The organism is Macrococcus equipercicus (genome assembly GCF_004359525.2).
Taxonomy (GTDB): domain Bacteria; phylum Bacillota; class Bacilli; order Staphylococcales; family Staphylococcaceae; genus Macrococcus; species Macrococcus equipercicus.
On sequence record NZ_SCWC02000004.1, the window covers coordinates 162,761 to 184,417 of the forward strand.

Annotated in this window: 21 protein-coding genes and 1 other annotated feature; all 21 genes read right to left on the bottom strand. The window is 45.3% G+C overall.

Features of this window, described 5'->3' with window-relative positions; translation table 11 throughout:
• Window positions 1-111 precede the first annotated feature (111 nt).
• A complete protein-coding gene (rpoC, locus tag ERX35_RS07415) occupies window positions 112-3,729 on the bottom strand; it encodes a DNA-directed RNA polymerase subunit beta' (protein ID WP_149459288.1) in 3,618 nt (1,205 codons plus the stop codon).
• Between the two features lie 357 nt (window positions 3,730-4,086).
• A complete protein-coding gene (gene rpoB / locus ERX35_RS07420; RefSeq protein ID WP_149459289.1) occupies window positions 4,087-7,623 on the bottom strand; it encodes a DNA-directed RNA polymerase subunit beta in 3,537 nt (1,178 codons plus the stop codon).
• A gap of 191 nt (window positions 7,624-7,814) precedes the next feature.
• A complete protein-coding gene (locus tag ERX35_RS07425; protein WP_149459290.1) occupies window positions 7,815-8,414 on the bottom strand; it encodes a class I SAM-dependent methyltransferase in 600 nt (199 codons plus the stop codon).
• Between the two features lie 87 nt (window positions 8,415-8,501).
• The gene (gene rplL / locus ERX35_RS07430; protein ID WP_149459291.1) at window positions 8,502-8,864 is read right to left on the bottom strand and encodes a 50S ribosomal protein L7/L12; all 363 of its coding nucleotides are present in this window, start codon (window positions 8,862-8,864) and stop codon (window positions 8,502-8,504) included.
• A 34-nt stretch (window positions 8,865-8,898) separates the two neighbouring features.
• Window positions 8,899-9,456: a 50S ribosomal protein L10 gene (gene rplJ / locus ERX35_RS07435; RefSeq protein ID WP_149459292.1), complete on the bottom strand. Its 558-nt coding sequence runs from the start codon at window positions 9,454-9,456 to the stop codon at window positions 8,899-8,901.
• A gap of 35 nt (window positions 9,457-9,491) precedes the next feature.
• Window positions 9,492-9,617: a sequence feature (ribosomal protein L10 leader region), on the bottom strand.
• A 34-nt stretch (window positions 9,618-9,651) separates the two neighbouring features.
• Window positions 9,652-10,347, bottom strand: a complete 696-nt coding sequence (gene rplA, locus ERX35_RS07440) for a 50S ribosomal protein L1 (RefSeq protein ID WP_149459293.1) — start codon at window positions 10,345-10,347, stop codon at window positions 9,652-9,654.
• 107 nt (window positions 10,348-10,454) lie between these two features.
• Window positions 10,455-10,877 carry a 50S ribosomal protein L11 gene (gene rplK, locus ERX35_RS07445; protein ID WP_149459294.1) on the bottom strand — a complete coding sequence of 141 codons (423 nt, stop codon included), beginning with the start codon at window positions 10,875-10,877 and terminating at the stop codon, window positions 10,455-10,457.
• A 151-nt stretch (window positions 10,878-11,028) separates the two neighbouring features.
• The gene (nusG, locus tag ERX35_RS07450) at window positions 11,029-11,574 is read right to left on the bottom strand and encodes a transcription termination/antitermination protein NusG (RefSeq protein ID WP_149459295.1); all 546 of its coding nucleotides are present in this window, start codon (window positions 11,572-11,574) and stop codon (window positions 11,029-11,031) included.
• An 11-nt stretch (window positions 11,575-11,585) separates the two neighbouring features.
• Window positions 11,586-11,762, bottom strand: a complete 177-nt coding sequence (secE, locus tag ERX35_RS07455) for a preprotein translocase subunit SecE (protein WP_149459296.1) — start codon at window positions 11,760-11,762, stop codon at window positions 11,586-11,588.
• 11 nt (window positions 11,763-11,773) lie between these two features.
• A complete protein-coding gene (gene rpmG / locus ERX35_RS07460) occupies window positions 11,774-11,914 on the bottom strand; it encodes a 50S ribosomal protein L33 (RefSeq protein ID WP_149459297.1) in 141 nt (46 codons plus the stop codon).
• A gap of 48 nt (window positions 11,915-11,962) precedes the next feature.
• Complete coding sequence (locus tag ERX35_RS07465; protein WP_246143142.1) at window positions 11,963-12,577, bottom strand: sigma factor; 615 nt, start codon at window positions 12,575-12,577, stop codon at window positions 11,963-11,965.
• A gap of 92 nt (window positions 12,578-12,669) precedes the next feature.
• Entirely contained in the window at window positions 12,670-13,191 is a 522-nt protein-coding gene (locus ERX35_RS07470; RefSeq protein ID WP_149459299.1) for an NYN domain-containing protein, read from the bottom strand.
• A complete protein-coding gene (gene rlmB / locus ERX35_RS07475) occupies window positions 13,191-13,925 on the bottom strand; it encodes a 23S rRNA (guanosine(2251)-2'-O)-methyltransferase RlmB (RefSeq protein WP_149459300.1) in 735 nt (244 codons plus the stop codon). Before rlmB ends, ERX35_RS07470 begins: the two co-directional genes overlap by 1 nt.
• The gene (locus ERX35_RS07480) at window positions 13,922-14,323 is read right to left on the bottom strand and encodes a Mini-ribonuclease 3 (protein WP_149459301.1); all 402 of its coding nucleotides are present in this window, start codon (window positions 14,321-14,323) and stop codon (window positions 13,922-13,924) included. Before ERX35_RS07480 ends, rlmB begins: the two co-directional genes overlap by 4 nt.
• On the bottom strand, window positions 14,316-15,710 hold the full coding sequence (gene cysS, locus ERX35_RS07485) for a cysteine--tRNA ligase (protein WP_149459302.1): 1,395 nt from the start codon (window positions 15,708-15,710) through the stop codon (window positions 14,316-14,318). The genes ERX35_RS07480 and cysS overlap by 8 nt, the downstream gene beginning before the upstream one ends.
• Window positions 15,694-16,335: a serine O-acetyltransferase gene (cysE, locus tag ERX35_RS07490; protein WP_149459303.1), complete on the bottom strand. Its 642-nt coding sequence runs from the start codon at window positions 16,333-16,335 to the stop codon at window positions 15,694-15,696. Before cysE ends, cysS begins: the two co-directional genes overlap by 17 nt.
• Window positions 16,336-16,595: 260 nt before the next feature.
• The gene (gene gltX, locus ERX35_RS07495) at window positions 16,596-18,050 is read right to left on the bottom strand and encodes a glutamate--tRNA ligase (RefSeq protein WP_149459304.1); all 1,455 of its coding nucleotides are present in this window, start codon (window positions 18,048-18,050) and stop codon (window positions 16,596-16,598) included.
• Between the two features lie 15 nt (window positions 18,051-18,065).
• Window positions 18,066-18,545: a 2-C-methyl-D-erythritol 2,4-cyclodiphosphate synthase gene (gene ispF, locus ERX35_RS07500; RefSeq protein WP_149459305.1), complete on the bottom strand. Its 480-nt coding sequence runs from the start codon at window positions 18,543-18,545 to the stop codon at window positions 18,066-18,068.
• A complete protein-coding gene (gene ispD / locus ERX35_RS07505) occupies window positions 18,545-19,222 on the bottom strand; it encodes a 2-C-methyl-D-erythritol 4-phosphate cytidylyltransferase (protein ID WP_149459306.1) in 678 nt (225 codons plus the stop codon). Before ispD ends, ispF begins: the two co-directional genes overlap by 1 nt.
• Window positions 19,219-20,271: a PIN/TRAM domain-containing protein gene (locus tag ERX35_RS07510; RefSeq protein WP_149459307.1), complete on the bottom strand. Its 1,053-nt coding sequence runs from the start codon at window positions 20,269-20,271 to the stop codon at window positions 19,219-19,221. Before ERX35_RS07510 ends, ispD begins: the two co-directional genes overlap by 4 nt.
• A 12-nt stretch (window positions 20,272-20,283) precedes the next feature.
• A complete protein-coding gene (radA, locus tag ERX35_RS07515) occupies window positions 20,284-21,648 on the bottom strand; it encodes a DNA repair protein RadA (protein WP_149459308.1) in 1,365 nt (454 codons plus the stop codon).
• Between the last annotated feature and the right edge of the window lie 9 nt (window positions 21,649-21,657).

A 21,657-nucleotide genomic window follows, 5' to 3' on the forward strand; every position in this document is an offset into this window, starting at 1 on the left:
ACAATATATCTTGTATTAATCTCTGCATTTTAAACGGAATTTCAACAGTGCTTTTAAGAGAAAATCATGCTATTAATAAAAGAACGGATCCTATTAAGGATCCGTTAATTATTATTCTGTGACGAATGCTTCTTCCGGTTCAAATTCAGGAGTTCCTTTTTCGTATTTCACGCCAGAGTAGCGTCTCATACCTGTACCCGCTGGAATTAATTTACCGATGATAACATTCTCTTTAAGACCAAGTAAGTCATCACGTTTACCTTTAATTGCTGCATCTGTTAACACACGAGTTGTTTCCTGGAATGACGCTGCTGACAAGAAACTTTCTGTTTCAAGTGATGCTTTTGTAATACCAAGCAGCACTGGTTTAGCAGTTGCAGGGCGTTTTCTGTTTTTGAAGACATCGCGGTTGGCATCTGTAAATACGTGAATATCGACTAATGCGCCTGGTAACAAGTTCGTATCGCCTGCTTCGATGATGCGGACTTTACGTAACATTTGACGTACCATGACCTCAACGTGCTTATCTGAGATTTCTACCCCCTGCATACGGTAAACTTTCTGTACTTCTTTCAGTAAGTAGCTTTGTGTCGCATTCAGACCAGCGACTGCAAGCAGTTCTTTCGGCTCGATAGAACCTTCAGTCATGACTTCACCACGGCTGACTTTTGTGCCCACTTCTACTTTAAGTCTTGCTGTTGCAGGTGCAAGGTACGGACGTACTTCATTCTCGCCTTTAACTTTGATTTCCTGCATGCGGTCTTTCACGATATTGATCTCAATGACTTCACCATTGATTTCAGAAATGATCGCCTGACCTTTTGGATTACGCGCTTCGAATAACTCCTGAATACGCGGTAAACCTTGTGTAATATCGGCACCGGCTACCCCGCCTGTATGGAATGTACGCATTGTAAGCTGTGTACCTGGTTCACCGATAGATTGTGCAGCGATTGTTCCGACTGCTTCACCGACTTCAACTTTTTCACCTGTTGCAAGGTTTTTACCGTAACATTTCTCACAGACACCGTGACGTGTGTTACAAGTAAATGCTGAACGGATATGCATCTCTTCAATGCCTGCATCGACGATATTTTTAGCGATTTCAGCAGTGATCAGTTCGTTTACACTCACTAATACTTCTTTTGTTTCAGGATGACGCACTGTCTCGCGGGAGTAACGACCTTCAAGACGTTCAATGAACGGTTCAATCAACTCTGAACCTTCTTTAATAGCAGATACCGGTAAACCTCTATCTGTGCCGCAGTCAGCTTCGCGGACGATAACATCCTGTGCCACGTCAACAAGACGACGTGTCAAGTAACCTGAGTCAGCTGTTTTCAGTGCTGTATCGGCAAGACCTTTACGCGCACCGTGAGTAGAGATGAAGTATTCAAGTACTGTCAGACCTTCACGGAATGAAGATTTGATCGGTAACTCGATAATCCGGCCGGCCGGGTTGGCCATCAGCCCACGCATACCCGCAAGCTGCGTGAAGTTAGAGGCGTTACCACGGGCACCTGAGTCACTCATCATGAAGATCGGGTTAAGATTATCAAGGGAGTTCATCAGTTTCGCCTGGATTTCGTCTTTCGCTTTCGTCCAGATATCGATAACTGCAGCGTAACGTTCACTTTCAGTGATCAGACCACGTGTGAACTGTTTCGTCACTTTATCGACTTTCTCTTCAGCAAGGCCGATGATTTCCTGTTTGTCAGGTAATACGACGATATCAGATACACCTACTGTAATACCTGCACGTGAAGAGTATTTGAAACCTAAGTCTTTCATTCTATCCAGCATCGTTGATGTATCTGTGAAGTGGAACTTGTTGAATACTTCAGCGATAACCTGCCCGAGGAATTTCTTGTTGAATGGTTTGACAAGTGGTGTTGACTCCAAGTATTCAAGCAGTCCATGTTCTGATAAATCAGTTGCATTGATGAAGTACTGCTCAGGTGTTTTCTCTTCAAGGTTGGATAATGTCGGTTCATTGATGTACGGGAATGATTCCGGCATGATTTCATTGAAGATGACTTTACCTACTGTTGTGACAAGCAGCTTATTGTTTTGTTCTTCTGTGAATGTCGGGTTACTAAATGAACTTGCTCTTACTGCAATACGTGAGTGCAGGTGAACATAGCCGTTAGTGTAAGCCATAATGACTTCACTCGCATCTTTGAAGATCTTACCTTCTCCGATAGAACCTTTACGCTCAAGCGTCAAGTAGTAGTTACCAAGTACCATATCCTGAGAAGGTGTAACAACTGGTTTACCATCTTTCGGGTTCAGGATGTTCTGTGCTGCAAGCATCAGCATACGCGCTTCAGCCTGTGCTTCTTTAGACAGCGGTACGTGAACGGCCATCTGGTCACCATCAAAATCGGCGTTGTAAGCAGTTGTTACAAGCGGATGAAGACGGATCGCACGTCCTTCAACAAGTGTTGGTTCAAAAGCCTGGATACCTAATCTGTGAAGTGTCGGTGCACGGTTTAACAGAACAGGATGTTCACGGATAACGTCTTCTAGTACGTCCCATACTTCTGCATCCATACGTTCGATTTTACCTTTAGCGTTTTTGATGTTTGTTGCGATTTCACGTTCAACGAGTTCTTTCATGACGAACGGCTTGAATAATTCAAGTGCCATTTCTTTCGGCAGACCACATTGATACATTTTAAGGTTAGGACCTACGACGATAACTGAACGACCAGAGTAGTCGACACGTTTACCAAGTAAGTTCTGACGGAAACGACCTTGCTTACCTTTTAACATGTGTGACAGTGATTTAAGTGGACGGTTACCTGGTCCAGTGACCGGACGGCCGCGACGACCATTGTCAATCAATGCGTCAACTGCTTCTTGTAACATACGCTTTTCATTTTGCACGATGATACCAGGAGCGCCTAAATCAAGAAGACGTTTCAGGCGGTTGTTACGGTTGATGACACGACGGTATAAGTCGTTTAAGTCACTTGTCGCAAAACGGCCACCATCTAATTGAACCATCGGACGGATTTCCGGCGGGATAATCGGCAGCACATCTAAGATCATCCATGATGGATCATTACCTGAATTACGGAATGATTCAACCACTTCAAGACGTTTGATTGCTCTAGTTAAACGCTGACCAGTTGCTGATTCTAATTCTTCACGCAGCATTTTGAGTTCCGCATCAAGATCGATAGATGTCAATAAATCTTTGATTGCTTCTGCTCCCATCTTCGCAGTGAACTGACCAGGGAACTTGTCGTAATACTCACGGTATTCACGTTCAGATAACAATGATTTCTTCTCAAGACCAGTCGGACCTGGGTCTACGACAACATAAGATGCGAAGTAGATGACTTCTTCAAGAGAACGAGGAGAGATATCAAGTAATAAGCCCATACGGCTTGGAATGCCTTTAAAGTACCAAATATGAGAAACAGGTGCTGCAAGTTCGATGTGACCCATACGTTCACGACGTACTTTAGATTTAGTAACCTCTACGCCACAACGGTCACAGACCATCCCTTTATATCTGACACGTTTATATTTACCACAGCTACATTCCCAGTCTTTTGTCGGACCGAAAATCTTCTCACAGAATAAACCATCTCTTTCAGGTTTTAATGTACGGTAGTTAATTGTTTCCGGCTTTTTAACTTCACCAAAACTCCATGAACGGATTTTTTCAGGTGAAGCGAGACCTATCTTCATGTAATGAAAGTTATTTACATCAATCAAAGCCCTACCTCCTCAAGTTTTATATTAATCAAGCGAATGAGTATTTAACACCATCTGACAACAGTTGATTTTATAATCTTCAAGCTTAACTGTTAAATATATCATCACCAATTATTACTGGTTGATGCTTAGGCATCAGCCAGTAACAATCTCGATGCAAAGTTTGCTATTATTCAAACTAAAATTCTAGTGACGAATTGTCTGCTTTGGCGACTCCTGCGGAAAAACGAAACAAGCGAGACTACAGGCTCGCGTTTCGTCCGCGGAAAGCGTCCAAGGCTTAACAAGTCGTAAGAATAGTTGTCAGAAATAGTAATACTCAAGCTGTTCTAATGCTCATTTCTCGTCAGACAGTTATTATTCAGTGATTTCAGCCTGCTGCTGGCGGTCAAGCGTGATTTTGTTGTCGATGAAGTCATCATCTTCAAGATCGCGCATTTCGATTTCTTCGTCTTTGTTGTCCATCACTTTGACATCCAGCCCTAAACTTTGCAGTTCTTTCATCAATACGCGGAATGATTCAGGAACACCTGGTTTAGGAATGTTTTCACCTTTGACGATTGCTTCGTATGTTTTCACACGGCCGACCGTATCATCTGATTTGTACGTCAGAATTTCCTGTAATGTGTAGGCAGCACCGTATGCTTCAAGTGCCCATACTTCCATCTCACCGAAACGTTGTCCACCGAACTGGGCTTTACCACCAAGCGGCTGCTGTGTCACTAATGAGTAAGGACCTGTTGAACGTGCGTGAAGTTTATCATCGACCATGTGCGCAAGTTTCAGCATGTACATGACACCGACAGATACACGGTTATCGAATGGTTCACCAGTACGACCGTCATAAAGGACAGTTTTACCGTCACGAGCCATACCCGCTTCTTCAATCGTTGACCAGACATCTTCATCGCTCGCACCATCAAATACTGGAGAAGCAACGTGCAGGCCTAAGTTTTTCGCCGCCATACCTAAGTGCAGCTCAAGAACCTGACCGATGTTCATCCGTGATGGTACACCCAGTGGGTTTAACATGATGTCAATCGGTGTACCGTCAGGCATGAACGGCATATCTTCTTCCGGTAAAATACGTGAGATAACACCTTTGTTACCGTGACGACCACACATTTTGTCGCCGACGTGAATTTTACGTTTCTGGACGATGTAGACGCGTACTAACTGATTGACACCAGGAGACAGTTCATCGCCGTCTTCACGGTTGAAGACTTTAACATCAAGAACGATACCGCCTGCACCGTGAGGCACACGCAGTGATGTATCGCGGACTTCACGTGCTTTTTCACCGAAGATTGCATGTAACAGACGCTCTTCAGCTGTCAGTTCCGTTACCCCTTTAGGCGTCACTTTACCGACTAAAATATCGCCGTCTTTAACTTCTGCACCGACGTAAATAATACCGCGGTCGTCCAAGTTTTTAAGTGCGTTATCAGACACATTCGGGATATCACGTGTAATTTCTTCAGGTCCGAGTTTAGTGTCACGTGCTTCTGATTCATATTCTTCAATATGGATAGAAGTATAGACGTCATCTTTCACAAGACGTTCACTCATAATAACCGCATCCTCGTAGTTATAACCATCCCAAGTCATGAAGCCGACAACAACGTTACGGCCAAGTGCCATCTCACCAAGTTCCATCGAAGGACCATCAGCTAAGATTTCACCTTTTGTCACGACATCACCTACAGCGATGATCGGACGCTGGTTGTAACATGTACCTGAGTTAGAACGAGCAAATTTAGATAATTTGTAAGTATCTAAATCTGTTTCAATTTCTTTGCCGTTTTCTTCAATGATACGGCGTACTTTAATTTGACGTGCTTCAACATGTTCCACGCGTCCTTTGTATTTCGCAACGACAGCGGCACCTGAGTCACGGGCAGCGACGTGTTCCATACCTGTACCAACAAATGGTGCTTCAGGAATCATCAGCGGCACTGCTTGACGCTGCATGTTCGCACCCATCAATGCACGGTTGGAGTCATCGTTCTCTAAGAACGGGATACAAGCCGTCGCAGCAGATACAACCTGCTTCGGTGATACGTCCATGTAGTCCATACGTTCGCGGGCCATTGTTGTATTGTCACCACGGAAACGGCAGACAATCTCGTCATCAATGAAAGCACCGTTGTCATCAAGACGGGCATTCGCCTGAGCAACAACGTAAGCATCTTCTTCATCTGCTGTTAAGTAGTCGATCTGTGATGTTACTTGATTTGTTTCAGGGTCGACTTTACGGTACGGTGTCTCGATGAAACCAAACTCATTCACACGTGCATAGCTTGATAATGAGTTGATCAAACCGATGTTCGGCCCCTCTGGTGTTTCGATCGGACACATACGGCCATAGTGAGAGTAGTGAACGTCACGTACTTCCATGCCGGCACGCTCACGCGTTAAACCACCGGGTCCTAATGCAGACAGACGGCGTTTATGTGTCAGCTCGGCTAATGGGTTCGCCTGGTCCATGAATTGTGATAACTGCGAGCTGCCAAAGAATTCTTTAGTAGATGCAATCACTGGACGGATATTGATTAACTGCTGCGGCGTGATAGATTCAGTGTCCTGAATACTCATACGTTCGCGTACAACACGTTCCATACGAGACAGACCAATCCGGAACTGGTTCTGTAATAATTCACCGACTGAACGCAGACGACGGTTACCTAAGTGGTCGATGTCATCTGTATCACCGACACCATGCAGTAAGTTGAAGAAGTAGCTGATAGAAGCAACGATGTCAGCTGGTGTAATACATTTCACTTCGTCATCCGGGAATGCATTACCGATAACTGTTGTTGTGCGTTTTTCTTCATCACCAGGGATGTAGACTTTCACTGACTGGATTTCTACAGGCTCATCTAATAAACCGTTCTCCAAATCATACACTTTGCGGTTTGCGTTATTTTCAAGAACTTCCATAATGTTGTCAAGGTTACGGCGGTCAAGAACAGTGCCTTCCTCAGCAACGATTTCACCAGTTTCAACATCAACAATCGGCTCAGCGAGTGTCTGATTGAACAGACGGTGTTTTAAATGAAGTTTTTTATTCATTTTATAACGACCGACGCTTGCTAAGTCATAGCGTTTTGGGTCGAAGAAACGAGAATATAACAGGCTTCTTGCGTTGTCCACTGTTGGTGGCTCGCCTGGGCGTAAACGCTCGTATATTTCAAGCAATGCTGTTTCTACTGAATCTGTGTTGTCTTTATCTAATGCATTACGCAAGTATTCACTCTCACCTAATAAATCAACGATTTCCTGATCAGATGAGAAACCAAGCGCACGTAACAATACCGTAATCGGTAATTTACGCGTACGGTCAATACGAACAAATACAACGTCTTTCGCGTCTGTTTCATATTCCAGCCAAGCACCACGGTTAGGGATAACTGTTGCACCAAAACTTACTTTACCGTTCTTATCAACTTTGTCATTGAAGTAGACGGACGGTGAGCGCACTAATTGAGAAACGATAACACGTTCTGCACCATTAATCACGAAAGTACCAGTGTCTGTCATAATCGGGAAATCTCCCATGAAGACTTCCTGTTCTTTCACTTCACCAGTTTCCTTGATGATCAGTCGGACTTTTACACGGAGTGGCTTAGAGTAAGTAGCATCATGATTTTTGGCTTCATCTAAATCATACTTTGGTTCACCCAATTTATAATCGACGAATTCTAAAGAAAGATTACCTGTGAAGTCTTCGATTGGAGAAATGTCGCGGAACATTTCAAGAAGGCCTTCTTTCAGGAACCATTCATAAGATTTTGTTTGAATCTCAATTAAGTTTGGTAGTTCTAAAATTTCGGAGATACGCGCGTAACTTCTACGTTTGCGGTGTCGTCCATACTGGATAAGTTGACCTGTCAACAGATTCACCCCTCAAAAATTGTGGTTACCTTACTCTCCGGCAGACATAAGACAAAAAGAAAACGGAATCTAAATAAACCCCATTTTCGTTTGTTTTCGACTTAGTTCTGCCAAATATGAGCTAGAAAAGTACACACTTATTGAATTTAAATTTTTACATTCTATTACTATAACAGACTGCCTTTATAAGGTCAACCTTTTACACTCTTTAAAATATAATAGCCTTTGTCTTTTGTCACAATTTCTACATTTCCGAATAGCTGCTGCAGGCGTTTCTTTGCAGACGGCATACCCTGCTTTTTCTGAATGACGACAAATAGCGCGCCGCCTCCATCAAGAAACTCATAGCTTTGATCCAGAATTTTTGATACGACATCTTTCCCTGCACGGATCGGCGGGTTAGTCAGTATCGCATCAAATGTGCCTGCTACTGAATCGAGCGCATCACTTTTATAAATACGTGTATTATCAATATCGTTATTCTTCTTATTTTCTTCTGCCAGGCTAAGCGCACGGGCATTGACATCAATCATATCGACCAGGCTCTCCTGACGCACTTTAGCAACCATCAGCCCGATCGGACCATAGCCACAGCCGACATCAAGAATGCGCGGATAACTGCCCGCATCCTTAAGAAACGCTTTGACCAGAACGTCCGATCCATAATCAATGCCGCCTTTTGAGAAGACACCGCTATCCGTCTTCAGCTCAAGACTGTAAGATTCATAACGGTAAGTGAACATGGACGGATTTGACTCAACATCCTGTTCCTCACTATAATAATGACTCATCATTGACCTCCAGTGCAGGTGAAAATTATAAAGTATAAAAAGAAAACCCGTTATCAATAATAACGGGTTTTTAATGGAAGTGACAAATTATTTAACTTCTACTACTGCGCCAGCTTCTTCTAATTTAGCTTTTAATTCTTCAGCTTCGTCTTTAGAAACGCCTTCTTTAACAGTTTTAGGAGCGTTGTCTACTAAGTCTTTAGCGTCTTTCAAGCCAAGACCAGTTGCTTCTTTAACAGCTTTAACAACTTTGATTTTTGAAGATCCAGCAGATACTAATTCTACGTTGAATTCAGTTTGTTCTGCTTCAGCAGCGCCTGCTGCTGCGCCAGCTGCTGCTACAGGAGCTGCTGCTGTTACACCAAATTCTTCTTCAATAGCTTTTACTAAGTCGTTTAATTCTAATACTGACATTTCTTTAATCGCGTCGATGATTTGTTCTTTAGTCATGATTTTATTTCCTCCGTTTTTTTATTAGTTTATTTTATGCTTCTGTTGATTCAGATGCTTCTTCTGCTGCAGGAGCTTCAGCTGGTGCTGCTGCTTCTGTACCAGTTTCTTTTTGTTCGCCGACTGCTTTAACCGCATAAGCGAAGTTTCTCATTGGTGCTTGTAATACTGAAAGAACCATAGAGATAAGACCTTCTTTTGAAGGAAGTGAAGCGATTGCTTTAACTTCTGCTTCAGAAGTCACTTTACCTTCGATGATACCTGCTTTAATTTCTAATTTCTCATTTGTTTTAGCGAAATCAGCAATGATTTTAGCAGGTGCAACAACTTCCTCGTTAGAGAATGCGATTGCGTTAGGACCAGTAAGGAATTCTTCAATTCCTTCGATACCTGCCGCAGTAGCAGCACGACGTACCATCGTATTTTTGTATACGCGGAATTCGATGCCTGCTTCACGAAGTTGTTTACGTAGTTCAGTTACTTGCGCAACTGTTAAACCACGGTAGTCAACAATAATTGTAGATACTGAGTTTTTGAACTGCTCAGTGATCACTTCAGTTTGTTGTTGTTTAAGTTCAACTGCTTTAGACATTATGACACCTCCATTTAGATTTTCGTGCTTTTCTAATATGAATTAAAAAAGCACTTTTCACCTATGGCAAAAAGTGCTTGAACGTTATCAAGTCAATTTTCACCTCGGCAGGATGATTAAGCTGTCGCCCCTGCTGTCTTAGGTTATGAACACAAACTACACTATAACGTGTAGTTTGTAATCTGTCAATATAAATTAGTTACGGATTTCGCTTGGGTCCACTTTAATACCAGGGCCCATAGTTGTTGAAACCGCGACTGTTTTGAAGTAAGTTCCTTTAGATGATGCTGGTTTAGCTTTAGCTAACACGTCTTTAAGCGTGTTGAAGTTTTCCACTAATTTAGCGTCGTCAAATGATACTTTACCGATTGCTGCATGTACGATACCAGATTTCTCAGCACGGTATTCTACTTTACCTGCTTTGATTTCCTGCACTGCTTTAGTAACGTCCATTGTTACAGTACCAGTTTTAGGGTTCGGCATTAAACCTTTAGGTCCTAAGACACGTCCAAGTTTACCAACTTCACCCATCATGTCAGGTGTTGCAACGATGACATCGAAATCGAACCAGCCTTGGTTGATTTTGTTGATGTATTCTGTGTCACCAGCGTAGTCAGCACCTGCTGCTTCAGCTTCTTTTAATTTTTCGCCTTTAGCGAATACTAATACACGTTGTGTTTTACCAGTACCGTTAGGCAGTACAACTGCACCACGGATCTGCTGATCATTTTTACGTGTATCGATTCCTAGACGGAACGCAACTTCAACAGATGCATCGAAGTTAACTGTGCTTGTTTCTTTCGCAAGTTTGATTGCTTCTTCTACTGAGTAGAAAGATTGACGATCAACTTTTTGAGCGGCTTCTTGATACTTTTTACCTTTTTTAGCCATTGTTTATTTTCCTCCTTATAGTGGTTTTAGCGGAATTTCCTCCCACGTTTGCACTGCAGAACAATGCAAGAGCAGACGTCGCGACGTCTGCTTTCAAAAAACTTTTATTATTTGATTTCAAATCCCATGCTGCGAGCTGTTCCTGCGATAATACGCATTGCTGCTTCAACGCTTGCTGCGTTCAAGTCTTCCATTTTTTCTTGAGCAATTTGACGTACTTGATCTTCAGTCACTGTAGCAACTTTGTTTTTGTTAGGTTCGCCTGAACCTTTTTCAACGTTTGCTGCTTTTTTCAGTAATACTGCTGCAGGTGGCGTTTTAGTGATAAATGTAAATGAACGGTCTTCAAATACTGAAATCTCAACTGGAATGATTAAACCTGCTTGTTCTTGAGTACGTGCGTTAAATTCTTTACAGAATCCCATGATGTTGACACCTGCTTGACCTAATGCTGGACCAACTGGTGGAGCTGGATTCGCTTTACCTGCAGGGATTTGCAATTTAACTACTTTGATTACTTTTTTAGCCACGATGTGCACCTCCTATAATATCGTGATGTGGTCACAGGGTATGAGATTTACCCTCCCACTCAAACACGCATGCTAATAGCACGACCCTAAAATAATAGCATTTTTTAGCGCCGATTGCAAGTGTATTTTTACTGTTATTTTTTGATGTGCGTTATAACTTTTCGATCTGGTCGAATTCTACTTCTACCGGTGTCTCCCGGCCGAACATATCAACCAGTACTGTCAATTTGTACTTCTCAGCGTCCATTTCCTTGATTTCACCGACTTGGTTCGTAAACGGTCCGGAAGTCACGCGCACTTGTTCACCGATCTCCAGTTCAACGTCGATTGTTTTCTCGGACATCCCCATTGATTTCAAGATGAAACGTGCTTCTTCAGGTAATAATGGGTTAGGTTTTGAGCCTGCGCCTGCAGAGCCGACAAATCCTGTGACGCCTGGTGTGTTACGGACAACATACCATGATTCATCTGTCATCACGAGTTCAACAAGCACATAGCCCGGGAATGTTTTTTTCAGTGATGTTTTTTTCTTGCCATCTTTAATCGTTGTTTCTTCTTCTTCAGGAATCACAACGCGGAAGATTTGGTCCTGCATGTTCATTGATTCCAGACGCTTCTCCAGATTATCCTTGACTTTGTTTTCATATCCGGAGTAGGTATGGACTGCATACCAATGTTTTGTACTTTCTTCAGACATAATGTGCCTCCTTAATTAATTAGCTTGATTAGTTCTGTAATACCAAGGTCCACTGCAAAGAAAAATAAAATAAAGAACAGTACCGTCAAGACAACGATTGTCGTATCGCGCACTACTTCTTTGCCTGTCGGCCATGACGTCTTCTTCATTTCGGAGACGACGCCCTGGAAGAAGTTTTCTTTCTGCATGTTAAAGCCTCCTATAGAGATTCCTTATGAATCGTATGTGCATCGCATGTTTTACAGTATTTCTTGAGCACCATGCGCGTTGTTGAATCTTTTTTTGCCACCGTGTAGTTACGACTGCCGCAAACCGAACAATTTAATGCCACTTTTTTCAATGAGGTTCACCTTAATCTTATTTAATATACAAAGTAAAGTTTCACTTGTCAACGCATCAAGTGACCGAGCACCTTCTGTTTCAGCCGGTGATAAGCGTTTCTGATGATGCGTTCGTCCCGGTCTTCGCACGCTGAAATCTCTTCCAGCGTGCGCCCCGCTATCAAGTGTTTTGCCATGCGGTATTCCAGCGGGCTCAGCCCGAGCGTCACTGGATCAAGCTGTGCTGACAGCTCATTATAAATGCTGACGGATTCGGGCGATGCCTGCGTATAGTCGCCCAGTTCTTCTGTCAATGTCCGTTCTTTATCCCCGGACAGCGGTGCATCAAGACTAATGAGCGGAATCTTCAGGCGGTTCTGCTCTTTTCTGATCCAGTCAATAATCCGATATTGCAGCAGCCGCAAGTAATAGGGTTTAAATGTATCACACTTCGCCCGGTCGTAGTCAATGGCAGTGTGATACAGCAGAATCAGCGCCTCTTGATATAAATCATCATTATCTATAGCGCGGTGACGGCTCAAGTAAGTAAGTATGAGCATCCGCATGCGGACAACAAGCAGTTCAAATGCCTGCTCGTCCCCTGCTTTAAGCTCAGTAATTAACTGTTCATCCGACTTCGTCTCATAGCGTTCTTCAGTCTCAAAAAGAATGAATGTCAGCACTTTGAACAAAAGTTAACACTCCTTAAATGTATTCACTTAAGTTTACAATATGATGACAAATATTGACAAGGTCTGCTCATAAGATAATAAATTTACTTGTCGAGTCCACGCCTCAGCCGCTCAAGCCGCAATTTTGTCTCGTCATCGATGGCTATTCTCGTCCGCGGCTTAAACGCGTCCATTTCTTCCATGTCTTTTGCGAGCAGCGCCTTCTCTTCTTCAAGTTCTGCGAGAAACTCACGCGATGATACGCGCAGTGCACCCGTCCCGAAAATCGCATGCTGTTCAGACAAATCACTTGTCACGACTGTAATACGGGTGATGTGTTTGTCATACAGATCATAGACGAGACGTTCGATGACTGAATCCGCTGTTTCCTTCTCTTTGGAGTAGATAACTTGGACGCCGTGGAATACTTCTGTTGATTCCGTCCGCTTCACGTCATACGCATCAAACACACAGATCAGTTCGCCCTGCTGTCTGGCATCATAGTTGACAAGGTCAAGCAGCAGCGTTTTCCGCGCTTCTTCGAGCGATTCAAGTGCCATGGCTTTCAGCCGTGCACTCTGGCCGATGACATTGTAACCATCCACTATCGTATAGAATGCCTTCATCAGTCAATGGCATGACGCTTTCTATAAACTTCATACATCAGCAGTCCGGCCGCAACAGAGGCGTTCAGGCTGTTGACATGACCGACCATCGGCAGATGAACAAGAAAGTCGCACTTCTCTTTGACGAGTCTGCTCATCCCTTCGCCTTCAGAACCGATGACAATCGCAAGCGGCATGTCAGCGTCCATCTTCCGGTAATCCACTGATTGCTGTGCATCCGTGCCGCAGATCCAGAAGCCTGCTTCTTTCAGCCGGTCCATCGTCTGAGCGAGGTTTGTCACGCGCATGACCGGCACATGTTCAATCGCGCCAGTTGATGCTTTGACAACTGTAGCGTTCAATGTGACCGAGCGGCGCTTCGGAATAATGATACCGTCCACCCCGATCGCATCTGCCGTCCGGATGATCGACCCTAAGTTATGCGGGTCTTCAAGGCCATCCAGAATCATGACAGTCGCCGTCTTATCCTTTACCGCTTCGATGAAATCTTCAAGCTCGGTGTAGTCATACGGTGAAATCTGTGCAGCGATACCTTGATGCGGCACATCGCTCATCTGGTCCAGCTTGCTTTTCGGCACTTGCTGCACCATGATTTTCCGTTCTTTCAGCAGGTCGAGAATGGGTTTGATCTGCTGCTTGTTGATGCCTTCCTGAATAAACACTTTGTTGATCTCGCGGTCAGACGCCGCAGCACTTTTCACCGCATGTCTGCCGACGATAATATCTTCGTTCATTTCAGTTCCCTCTCTTCACATAGCGCCACTATTTGGTCGAGCAGTTCTTTCAGCCGCCCCTCTTCTCCTGCCAGCTGCAAGTAGCCGATGACCGCTTCAAGCCCCGTACTCTTCTTATAAGTGACGACATCCGTATTTTTTGCTTTCGTATGGCTCTTCGCATTGCGTCCGCGCATTAATACATCCAATTCCTGCTCAGTGAAATACTGTGCGTCAACGAGTGCATCGAACGTCTGTGCCTGGCTTTTAGCGGATACATAGAACGTTGCAGCGCGGTGCAGCGTATTAGGTTTCGCCTGCAATTTTAGTATGACATGTTCTCTGACATGGAGGTCGAGAATAGCGTCTCCTAAATAGGCGAGCGTCAGCGGATTATGGAGATGAGCAGCGTTAACCACGGCGGAAACGCACTCCTTGCGCTGTATCTTCAAGGATGATGTTCTGTGCCTTCAGCAGGTCGCGGATTTCGTCAGCGCGTTTGAAGTCTTTGTCCGCACGAGCTTGCTGGCGCTCTGCGATCAGTGCCTCTACTTCATCATCCAGCAGACCATTGTCTGCTTCCAAGTCCACCCCGAGCACATCGCTCATAATACCGAACACTTCAAGAAAGCGTTCAATGACGGACAGGTCAGTCGATGTATTCGCGTTATAGACATTCGCAAGTTTCGCAAGCTCATACCAGCTAGTCACCGCATTCGCTGTATTGAAGTCGTCATCCATCGCTTCTTCGAACTTCGACAGTATCGCATTGATGGCGTCAATCACTTCGTGGTGAGAGACGACATCGACCGCAATGGCTTGTCGTTCAATAAGTGCCTGATAAGCATTCTGTATTCTTTCAAGGCCTGCCTTCGCCGCATTGACCAGCTCCAAATTGTAGTTGATCGGATTGCGGTAATGGACGCTGATCATGAAGAATCTGAGGACGTTCGGATTGATCTCCTTAATGATGTCATGCACTAATATGAAGTTGCCGAGTGATTTACTCATCTTCTCATTGTCGATATTGATGAAACCGTTATGCAGCCAGTAATGAGCGAACGACTTATCGTTATGGGCTTCCGACTGAGCAATCTCATTCTCATGGTGCGGGAACGTCAAGTCGCTGCCGCCTGCATGAATGTCGATTGTGTCTCCTAAATGTTTGCGCGCCATGACTGAACATTCGATGTGCCAGCCCGGACGTCCTTCCCCCCATGGGCTGTTCCATTTAATCTCATCAGGTTTTGCTGCTTTCCACAGCGCAAAGTCAAGCGCATCTTCTTTCAGTTCGCCCTGCTGAATACGCGCGCCGACTTTCAGTTCATCGATGGACTGCTGGCTGAGCTTGCCGTAGCCGTCGAACTTACGCGTTCTGAAATAGACGTCGCCCTGGTTGGCATAAGCATATCCTTTGTCAATCAGCACTTGGATGAAGTCAATGATGTCATCCATATGCTCCATGACTCGTGGATTGGCTGTCGCGCGCCGGCAGTTCAGCGCCTCCGTGTCCTCGAAGTAAGCTTCGATAAAACGGTCAGCGACTTCCGGCACTGTTTCGCCGAGTTCATTGGCTGCGCGGATGAGTTTATCGTCCACATCAGTGAAGTTGGAGACGTAGTTGACGTCATAACCTTGATACTCAAAGTACCGGCGTACGACGTCAAAACTGATCGCAGGGCGTGCGTTACCGATATGAATATAGTTGTAGACCGTCGGCCCGCAGACGTACATCTTCACTTTACCTTCTTCAATCGGCACAAACAGTTCTTTGCTGCGTGTCAGTGTGTTATATAACGTAATCATCTGTAATCTCTCCATTTCTCGTCGCTTCTATCTGGCGTTCCAGTTCTTTTAGTTTCTCAAAAATCGGATCCGGTAAATCTGTATGCTCAAAGCTTTTGCCGACTTTCATACCGCACTGTCTGACGATTCTGCCGGGAATACCAACAACTGTTGTACAGTCCGGCACGTTTTTCAGCACGACTGAATTCGAGCCGATATTGACATTGTTGCCGATTCGTATATTGCCGAGCACTTTAGCACCGGCCGCAATCAGTACGTTATCACCGATATCAGGATGGCGCTTCCCGCGTTCTTTACCCGTTCCCCCGAGCGTCACGCCCTGGTATATCGTCACATTGTCACCGATTGTGCAAGTCTCACCGATGACGACGCCCATACCGTGGTCGATGAACAGCCGTCTGCCGACTGACGCCCCCGGATGGATTTCAATACCCGTGAAGAAACGGGACACTTGACTGATGACTCTCGCCGCAAAAAACAAGCGTCTGTTAAAAAACCAGTGGGCGACAAGATGCCACCATACAGCATGCAGTCCGGAATACGTCAGGAATACTTCAATCGGGCTGCGTGCTGCGGGGTCCTGTTCGAATACCATCGCAATGTCATCTTTAATACGTGTGAACATCAGTATCCTCTCTTTCCATCAAATTAAAAGACACCTCCGACTTACGCCAGAGGTGCCTAACTGAATAAACACGGTTCCACTCTTCATTAATGATTACTATCATTCACTCATTAAAATTATGAAATTAAACAACGGAAGGTGCATTCAATCATGTCAGCACACCCTTTCACCAGCCGGATGCTCTCTACTAGTCTGACACTATTTACTCTGTCTTCCTGATTAAGTTCTATTATAAGGCGTTTTAATGAAATATCAAGCACTTAAGCACAGTAAGGCGCGATTCGTGCAAGCACTTTCTCACGGCCGAGCAGCTCAATCGTGTTCGGCAGTTCAGGACCGTGTGTCTGGCCTGATACGGCAACGCGGATCGGCATAAACAAGTTTTTGCCTTTAATGCCCGTCTCTTTCTGCACCGCTTTGATCGCGGCTTTAATCGCTGCTGCATCAAATGTTTCCAGCGCTTCAAGCTTCGCTGTCAAAGCACGCATCAGCTCAGGCACTTGTTCACTGTTTACGACTGCAGTCGCTTCTTCGTTCAACGTCAGTTCTTCTTTGAAGAATAGTTCAGACAGTTCCACGATTTCACCGGCATAGCTCATCTGCTGCTGGTACAGCTGGACAAGTTCTTTCGCCCATTCAAGTTCAGCAGGCGTTGGATTCTCAGGTACAAGCCCTGCTTTTGTCATATGAGGCAGCGTCATCTCAAACACTGTATCCAGGTCCTGCTCTTTCATGTACTGATTGTTGATCCATGCAAGCTTCACTTTATCGAAGAAGGCCGGTGATTTGCTCAGACGGTGTTCATCGAACATCTCGATGAACTGCTCTTTCGAGAAGATTTCCTCTTCGCCGACCGGAGACCAGCCGAGCAGGCCGATAAAGTTGAACAGTGCTTCCGGCAGATAGCCGAGGTCATGGTACTGCTCGATGAACTGAATGATTGAGCCGTCACGTTTTGATAACTTTTTGCGGTCTTCGTTGACAATCAGTGTCATGTGACCGAATACCGGGATGTCATAGCCCAGTGCTTCATAGATCATCATCTGTTTCGGCGTGTTGGAAATATGATCATCACCGCGGATGACGTGTGTAATCGCCATAAAGTGGTCGTCCACCGCTACCGCGAAATTATACGTCGGAATGCCGTCTTTTTTCACGATGACCCAGTCACCGATACCGTTTGACTCAAACGACACGTCGCCTTTGACCATATCATTGAATGTGTACACTTTATCCTGCGGCACACGGAAACGAATGCTCGGCTGACGTCCTTCAGCGACAAACGCCGCTTCCTGTTCTGCAGTCAAGTGCGCATGCTGTCCGCCGTATCTCGGCATCTCGCCGCGGCTGATCTGCGATTCGCGCTCTGCTTCAAGCTCTTCAGCCGTCATATAGCATTTATAAGCTTTGTCTTCAGCAAGCAGCTGCTCGACAATTGGATTGTAGATAGCGCTGCGTTCAGACTGACGGTATGGTCCATAACCACCGTCTTTATCAACGGATTCATCCCACTCAAGGCCGAGCCATTTCAAGTAGCGCAGCTGTGACTCCTCGCCGCCTTCAACGTTACGTGCTGTATCCGTATCTTCAATGCGGACAATGAAATCACCGCCGTGATGTTTCGCAAATAAATAGTTGAATAATGCTGTACGCGCATTACCGATATGAAGGAAACCTGTAGGTGAAGGTGCATATCTCACTCTTACTTTATCCATGTCTGTCACTCCAATTTAATTATTATTTGTTAATAATACCACAGCTTGTGCGGCAATTCCCTCTTCTCTTCCTAAAAAGCCCATCTTCTCAGAAGTCGTCGCCTTGATATTCACTTGATCAATCGTTACTTCCAGCAGTTCGCTGATAATACCGCGCATCGTATCAATATGCGGTCTGAACTTCGGACGTTCTGCTACAATCGTCGCATCAATGTTGCCGATCATATAACCTTTAGCTTTCACTTCATTGAACGATTCCTTCAGCAGAATTTTGGAATCCGCATCTTTGAATGCCGCATCTGTATCCGGAAACAGCTTGCCGATATCACCGAGTGCTGCTGCACCGAGCATCGCATCTGTAATTGCATGCAGTAAGACATCAGCGTCACTATGACCGAGCAGTCCCTTGGCATGCGGAATCTCAAGTCCGCCGATGATTAATTTCCTGTCAGCAGCCAGCTGGTGGACATCATAACCAAAGCCGATTCTAAACATTATATCCCTCTTTTCTTCAATAGCGCTGCCGCAAAATATAAATCTTCCGGTGTCGTCAGTTTAATATTATCATAGCTGCCTTGAGCGACATGAACTATAACACCTGTCCGTTCGACAAGCGAAGCGTCGTCCGTCCCTAAAAACCCATCGGCTTCCGCCCTTTGATAAGCAGTCAGCAGCACGTCGTATGTAAAAGCCTGAGGTGTCTGAGTAAGCCATAATGTGCTGCGTTCAGGCGTGCTGCTGACTTGTCCGTCGACTACGACTTTAACAGTATCTTTAGCAGGTACTGCAGCGATGGCTGCCCGGTTATTCAGCGCTGACTCATAGAGCGCGTCCAATGTTTCATGTGAAATAAACGGCCGCGCACCGTCATGAACCATGACGATATCGGTCTTCGGAATCACTTTCAATACATTATAAATGCTGTACTGACGTTCACTGCCACCTGCTATGATGCCTCTTACTTTCGGGAAATCATGCAGCAAAGTAGTCAGCTGCCCGATTTCATCTTCTTTAGCGGCCAAGTAAATCGCACTGCATGCTGTATGTGCCTGGAAGACTTCCACTGTCCGTCTGATGACCGGGATACCATCCACTTCAAGGAACACTTTATTATGACCGCAGCCCATGCGTCTGCCCTGCCCTGCTGCAGGAATAATCACTGTATACATTATTTATCTGCCACTTTCTTCGTAAAGATAATGCGTCCTGACGACGTCTGCAGTATCGACTGCACTTCCACAAGTTTCTCCTGGTTAATCAAATTTTTGCCGTGCTCCACGACAACCATCGTCCCGTCTTCTAAATAGCCGACGCCTTGACCTTCTTCTTTACCCGCCTTAGTGATCAGCAGTTTGAAGCGGTCGCCCTGCTGCACGACTGGTTTGATCGCTTCAGACAGATCATTGACGTTCAATACTTTAATGCCTTGAACCTGGCACACTTTATTCAAGTTATAATCAGTCGTAATCACACCGGCATTAGATTCTGCCGCCATTTTCACGAGCAGCTGATCCACTTCTTTAATCTCTTTATGCCCCGGGTGAAACTTCACCGGATGTCCTGTTTCTTTCAGTTCCTGCAGAATATCAAGGCCACGTTGTCCTTTGTCGCGTTTCAGGCCATCTGTTGAGTCTGCAATCAGCTGCAGTTCATCAAGCACACCTTGCGGCACGACAATCGTTCCGTCGATAAAGCCGCACTGGACAATCTTCAAAATACGGCCGTCAATAATCGCTGACGTATCCAGCAGTTTTGCAGCATCTGTGCCTTTGCGTCTGCTGCCTTGAAATCTTTCCGGCAGGAGACTTTGAATCTCTTCCCGCTTCTTCAGGCCGACCTGAAATCCGAGGTAGCCGAGAATGACTGCGAGCGCGATTGGAATCGTGTTTTTCAGCAGCGGGAAGCCGATTGTATCGAAGATCAGACTAATCATCGATGCGATCATCAGTCCCATCATCATACCGAGCGTCGCAAATATGATCTCCATGAAATTCCGCTTCAACAGCAGTCCTTCACCTGCCTCGATTAATGCCACCACTTTATCAATCAACCAGAAAAACAATAGTAAAAAGACAATAATACCGATTATGCCATCAACATAACTATTCAGGATGAGTGGATGGACATTCAAACTGAACACTTTAACAACTTCCGGAATCAAAAAGATTCCGAGAGAAGCACCGATAATAATAAATAATAACAAGACAAGTCTTCTGAGCATAACGTCACCTCCTTAATTAAATGCCAGTCTCAACGCTTCAGAAATATTTGTAATACCAACAATCTCAATGCCGTCCGGGAAGTCCCAGCCGCCAATGTTATTCTTCGGTATGACAGCACGCTTGAAACCAAGTTTCGCCGCTTCCTGTACGCGCTGCTCGATGCGGGCGACACGCCTTACTTCTCCTGTCAGGCCGACCTCACCAATGAAACAGTCATCACCACGCGTCGGTTTATCATTGAAACTTGAAGCGATACTAATAATGACGCTCAAATCAACTGCCGGTTCATCCAGTTTGACCCCGCCTGCAACTTTAATATAAGCATCCTGCTGCTGCAGCAGTAAGCCCTGCTTCTTCTCAAGCACTGCCATCAGTAAGCTCAACCGGTTATGGTCAATCCCTGTGGCCATACGCCGCGGATTGTGGAATGTCGTCGGTGTGACCAGCGCCTGCACTTCAACAAGCAGCGGCCGCGTTCCTTCCATCGTCGCGACAATCGTGGAACCTGCGACGTTTTTTGTCCGTTCTTCAAGAAACATCTCTGACGGATTCAGTACTTCGCTCAGCCCCGTATTCCGCATTTCAAAAATACCCATTTCATTCGTGGAGCCGAAACGGTTCTTCACTGCCCGCAGTATACGGTAGCTGTGATGTGTATCGCCTTCAAAATAGAGTACAGTATCCACCATATGCTCCAGCAGCCGCGGCCCGGCAATCTGGCCTTCTTTCGTCACGTGACCGACGATGAACGTTGCGATATTCATGTTCTTCGCCATGCGCATTAATTCCTGCGTACATTCTCTCACCTGTGATACAGAACCGGGTGCTGACGTCACTTCGGGGTGGAAAATCGTCTGAATGGAGTCGATGACAAGAAATTTCGGATTTGTCTTCTTCACTGTTTCGTGGATGATCTGGAGGTTCGTTTCTGCATAGACGCTCAGTTCACCGGCGTCTTCTTTCAGCCGGTCAGCGCGCAGTTTTGTCTGTCTGACCGATTCCTCACCGGAAATATAAAGCACGGCGTTATCCTTTGATAGGAGGGCACATACTTGCAGCAGTAACGTTGATTTCCCGATACCCGGGTCCCCGCCGATTAAAATAAGCGAGCCCGGCACAATGCCGCCGCCGAGCACGCGGTCAAATTCACGAATATATGTTGTAGAGCGCGGCGTGCTCTCTTTAGTGATGTTTTTAAGTTTTTCGACGCGTTCACTGGAAGATGATTCAGTGATTGCGGTTTTTGGTCCTTTGGCTTTATGTTCTATGACTTCTTCCATCTGGTTCCAGGCACCGCAGTTCGGGCATTTGCCCATCCATTTAGGAGATTGATACCCGCAGGCCATGCATTCAAACGTTGATTTCGTTTTCGCCAAAAAATTTCC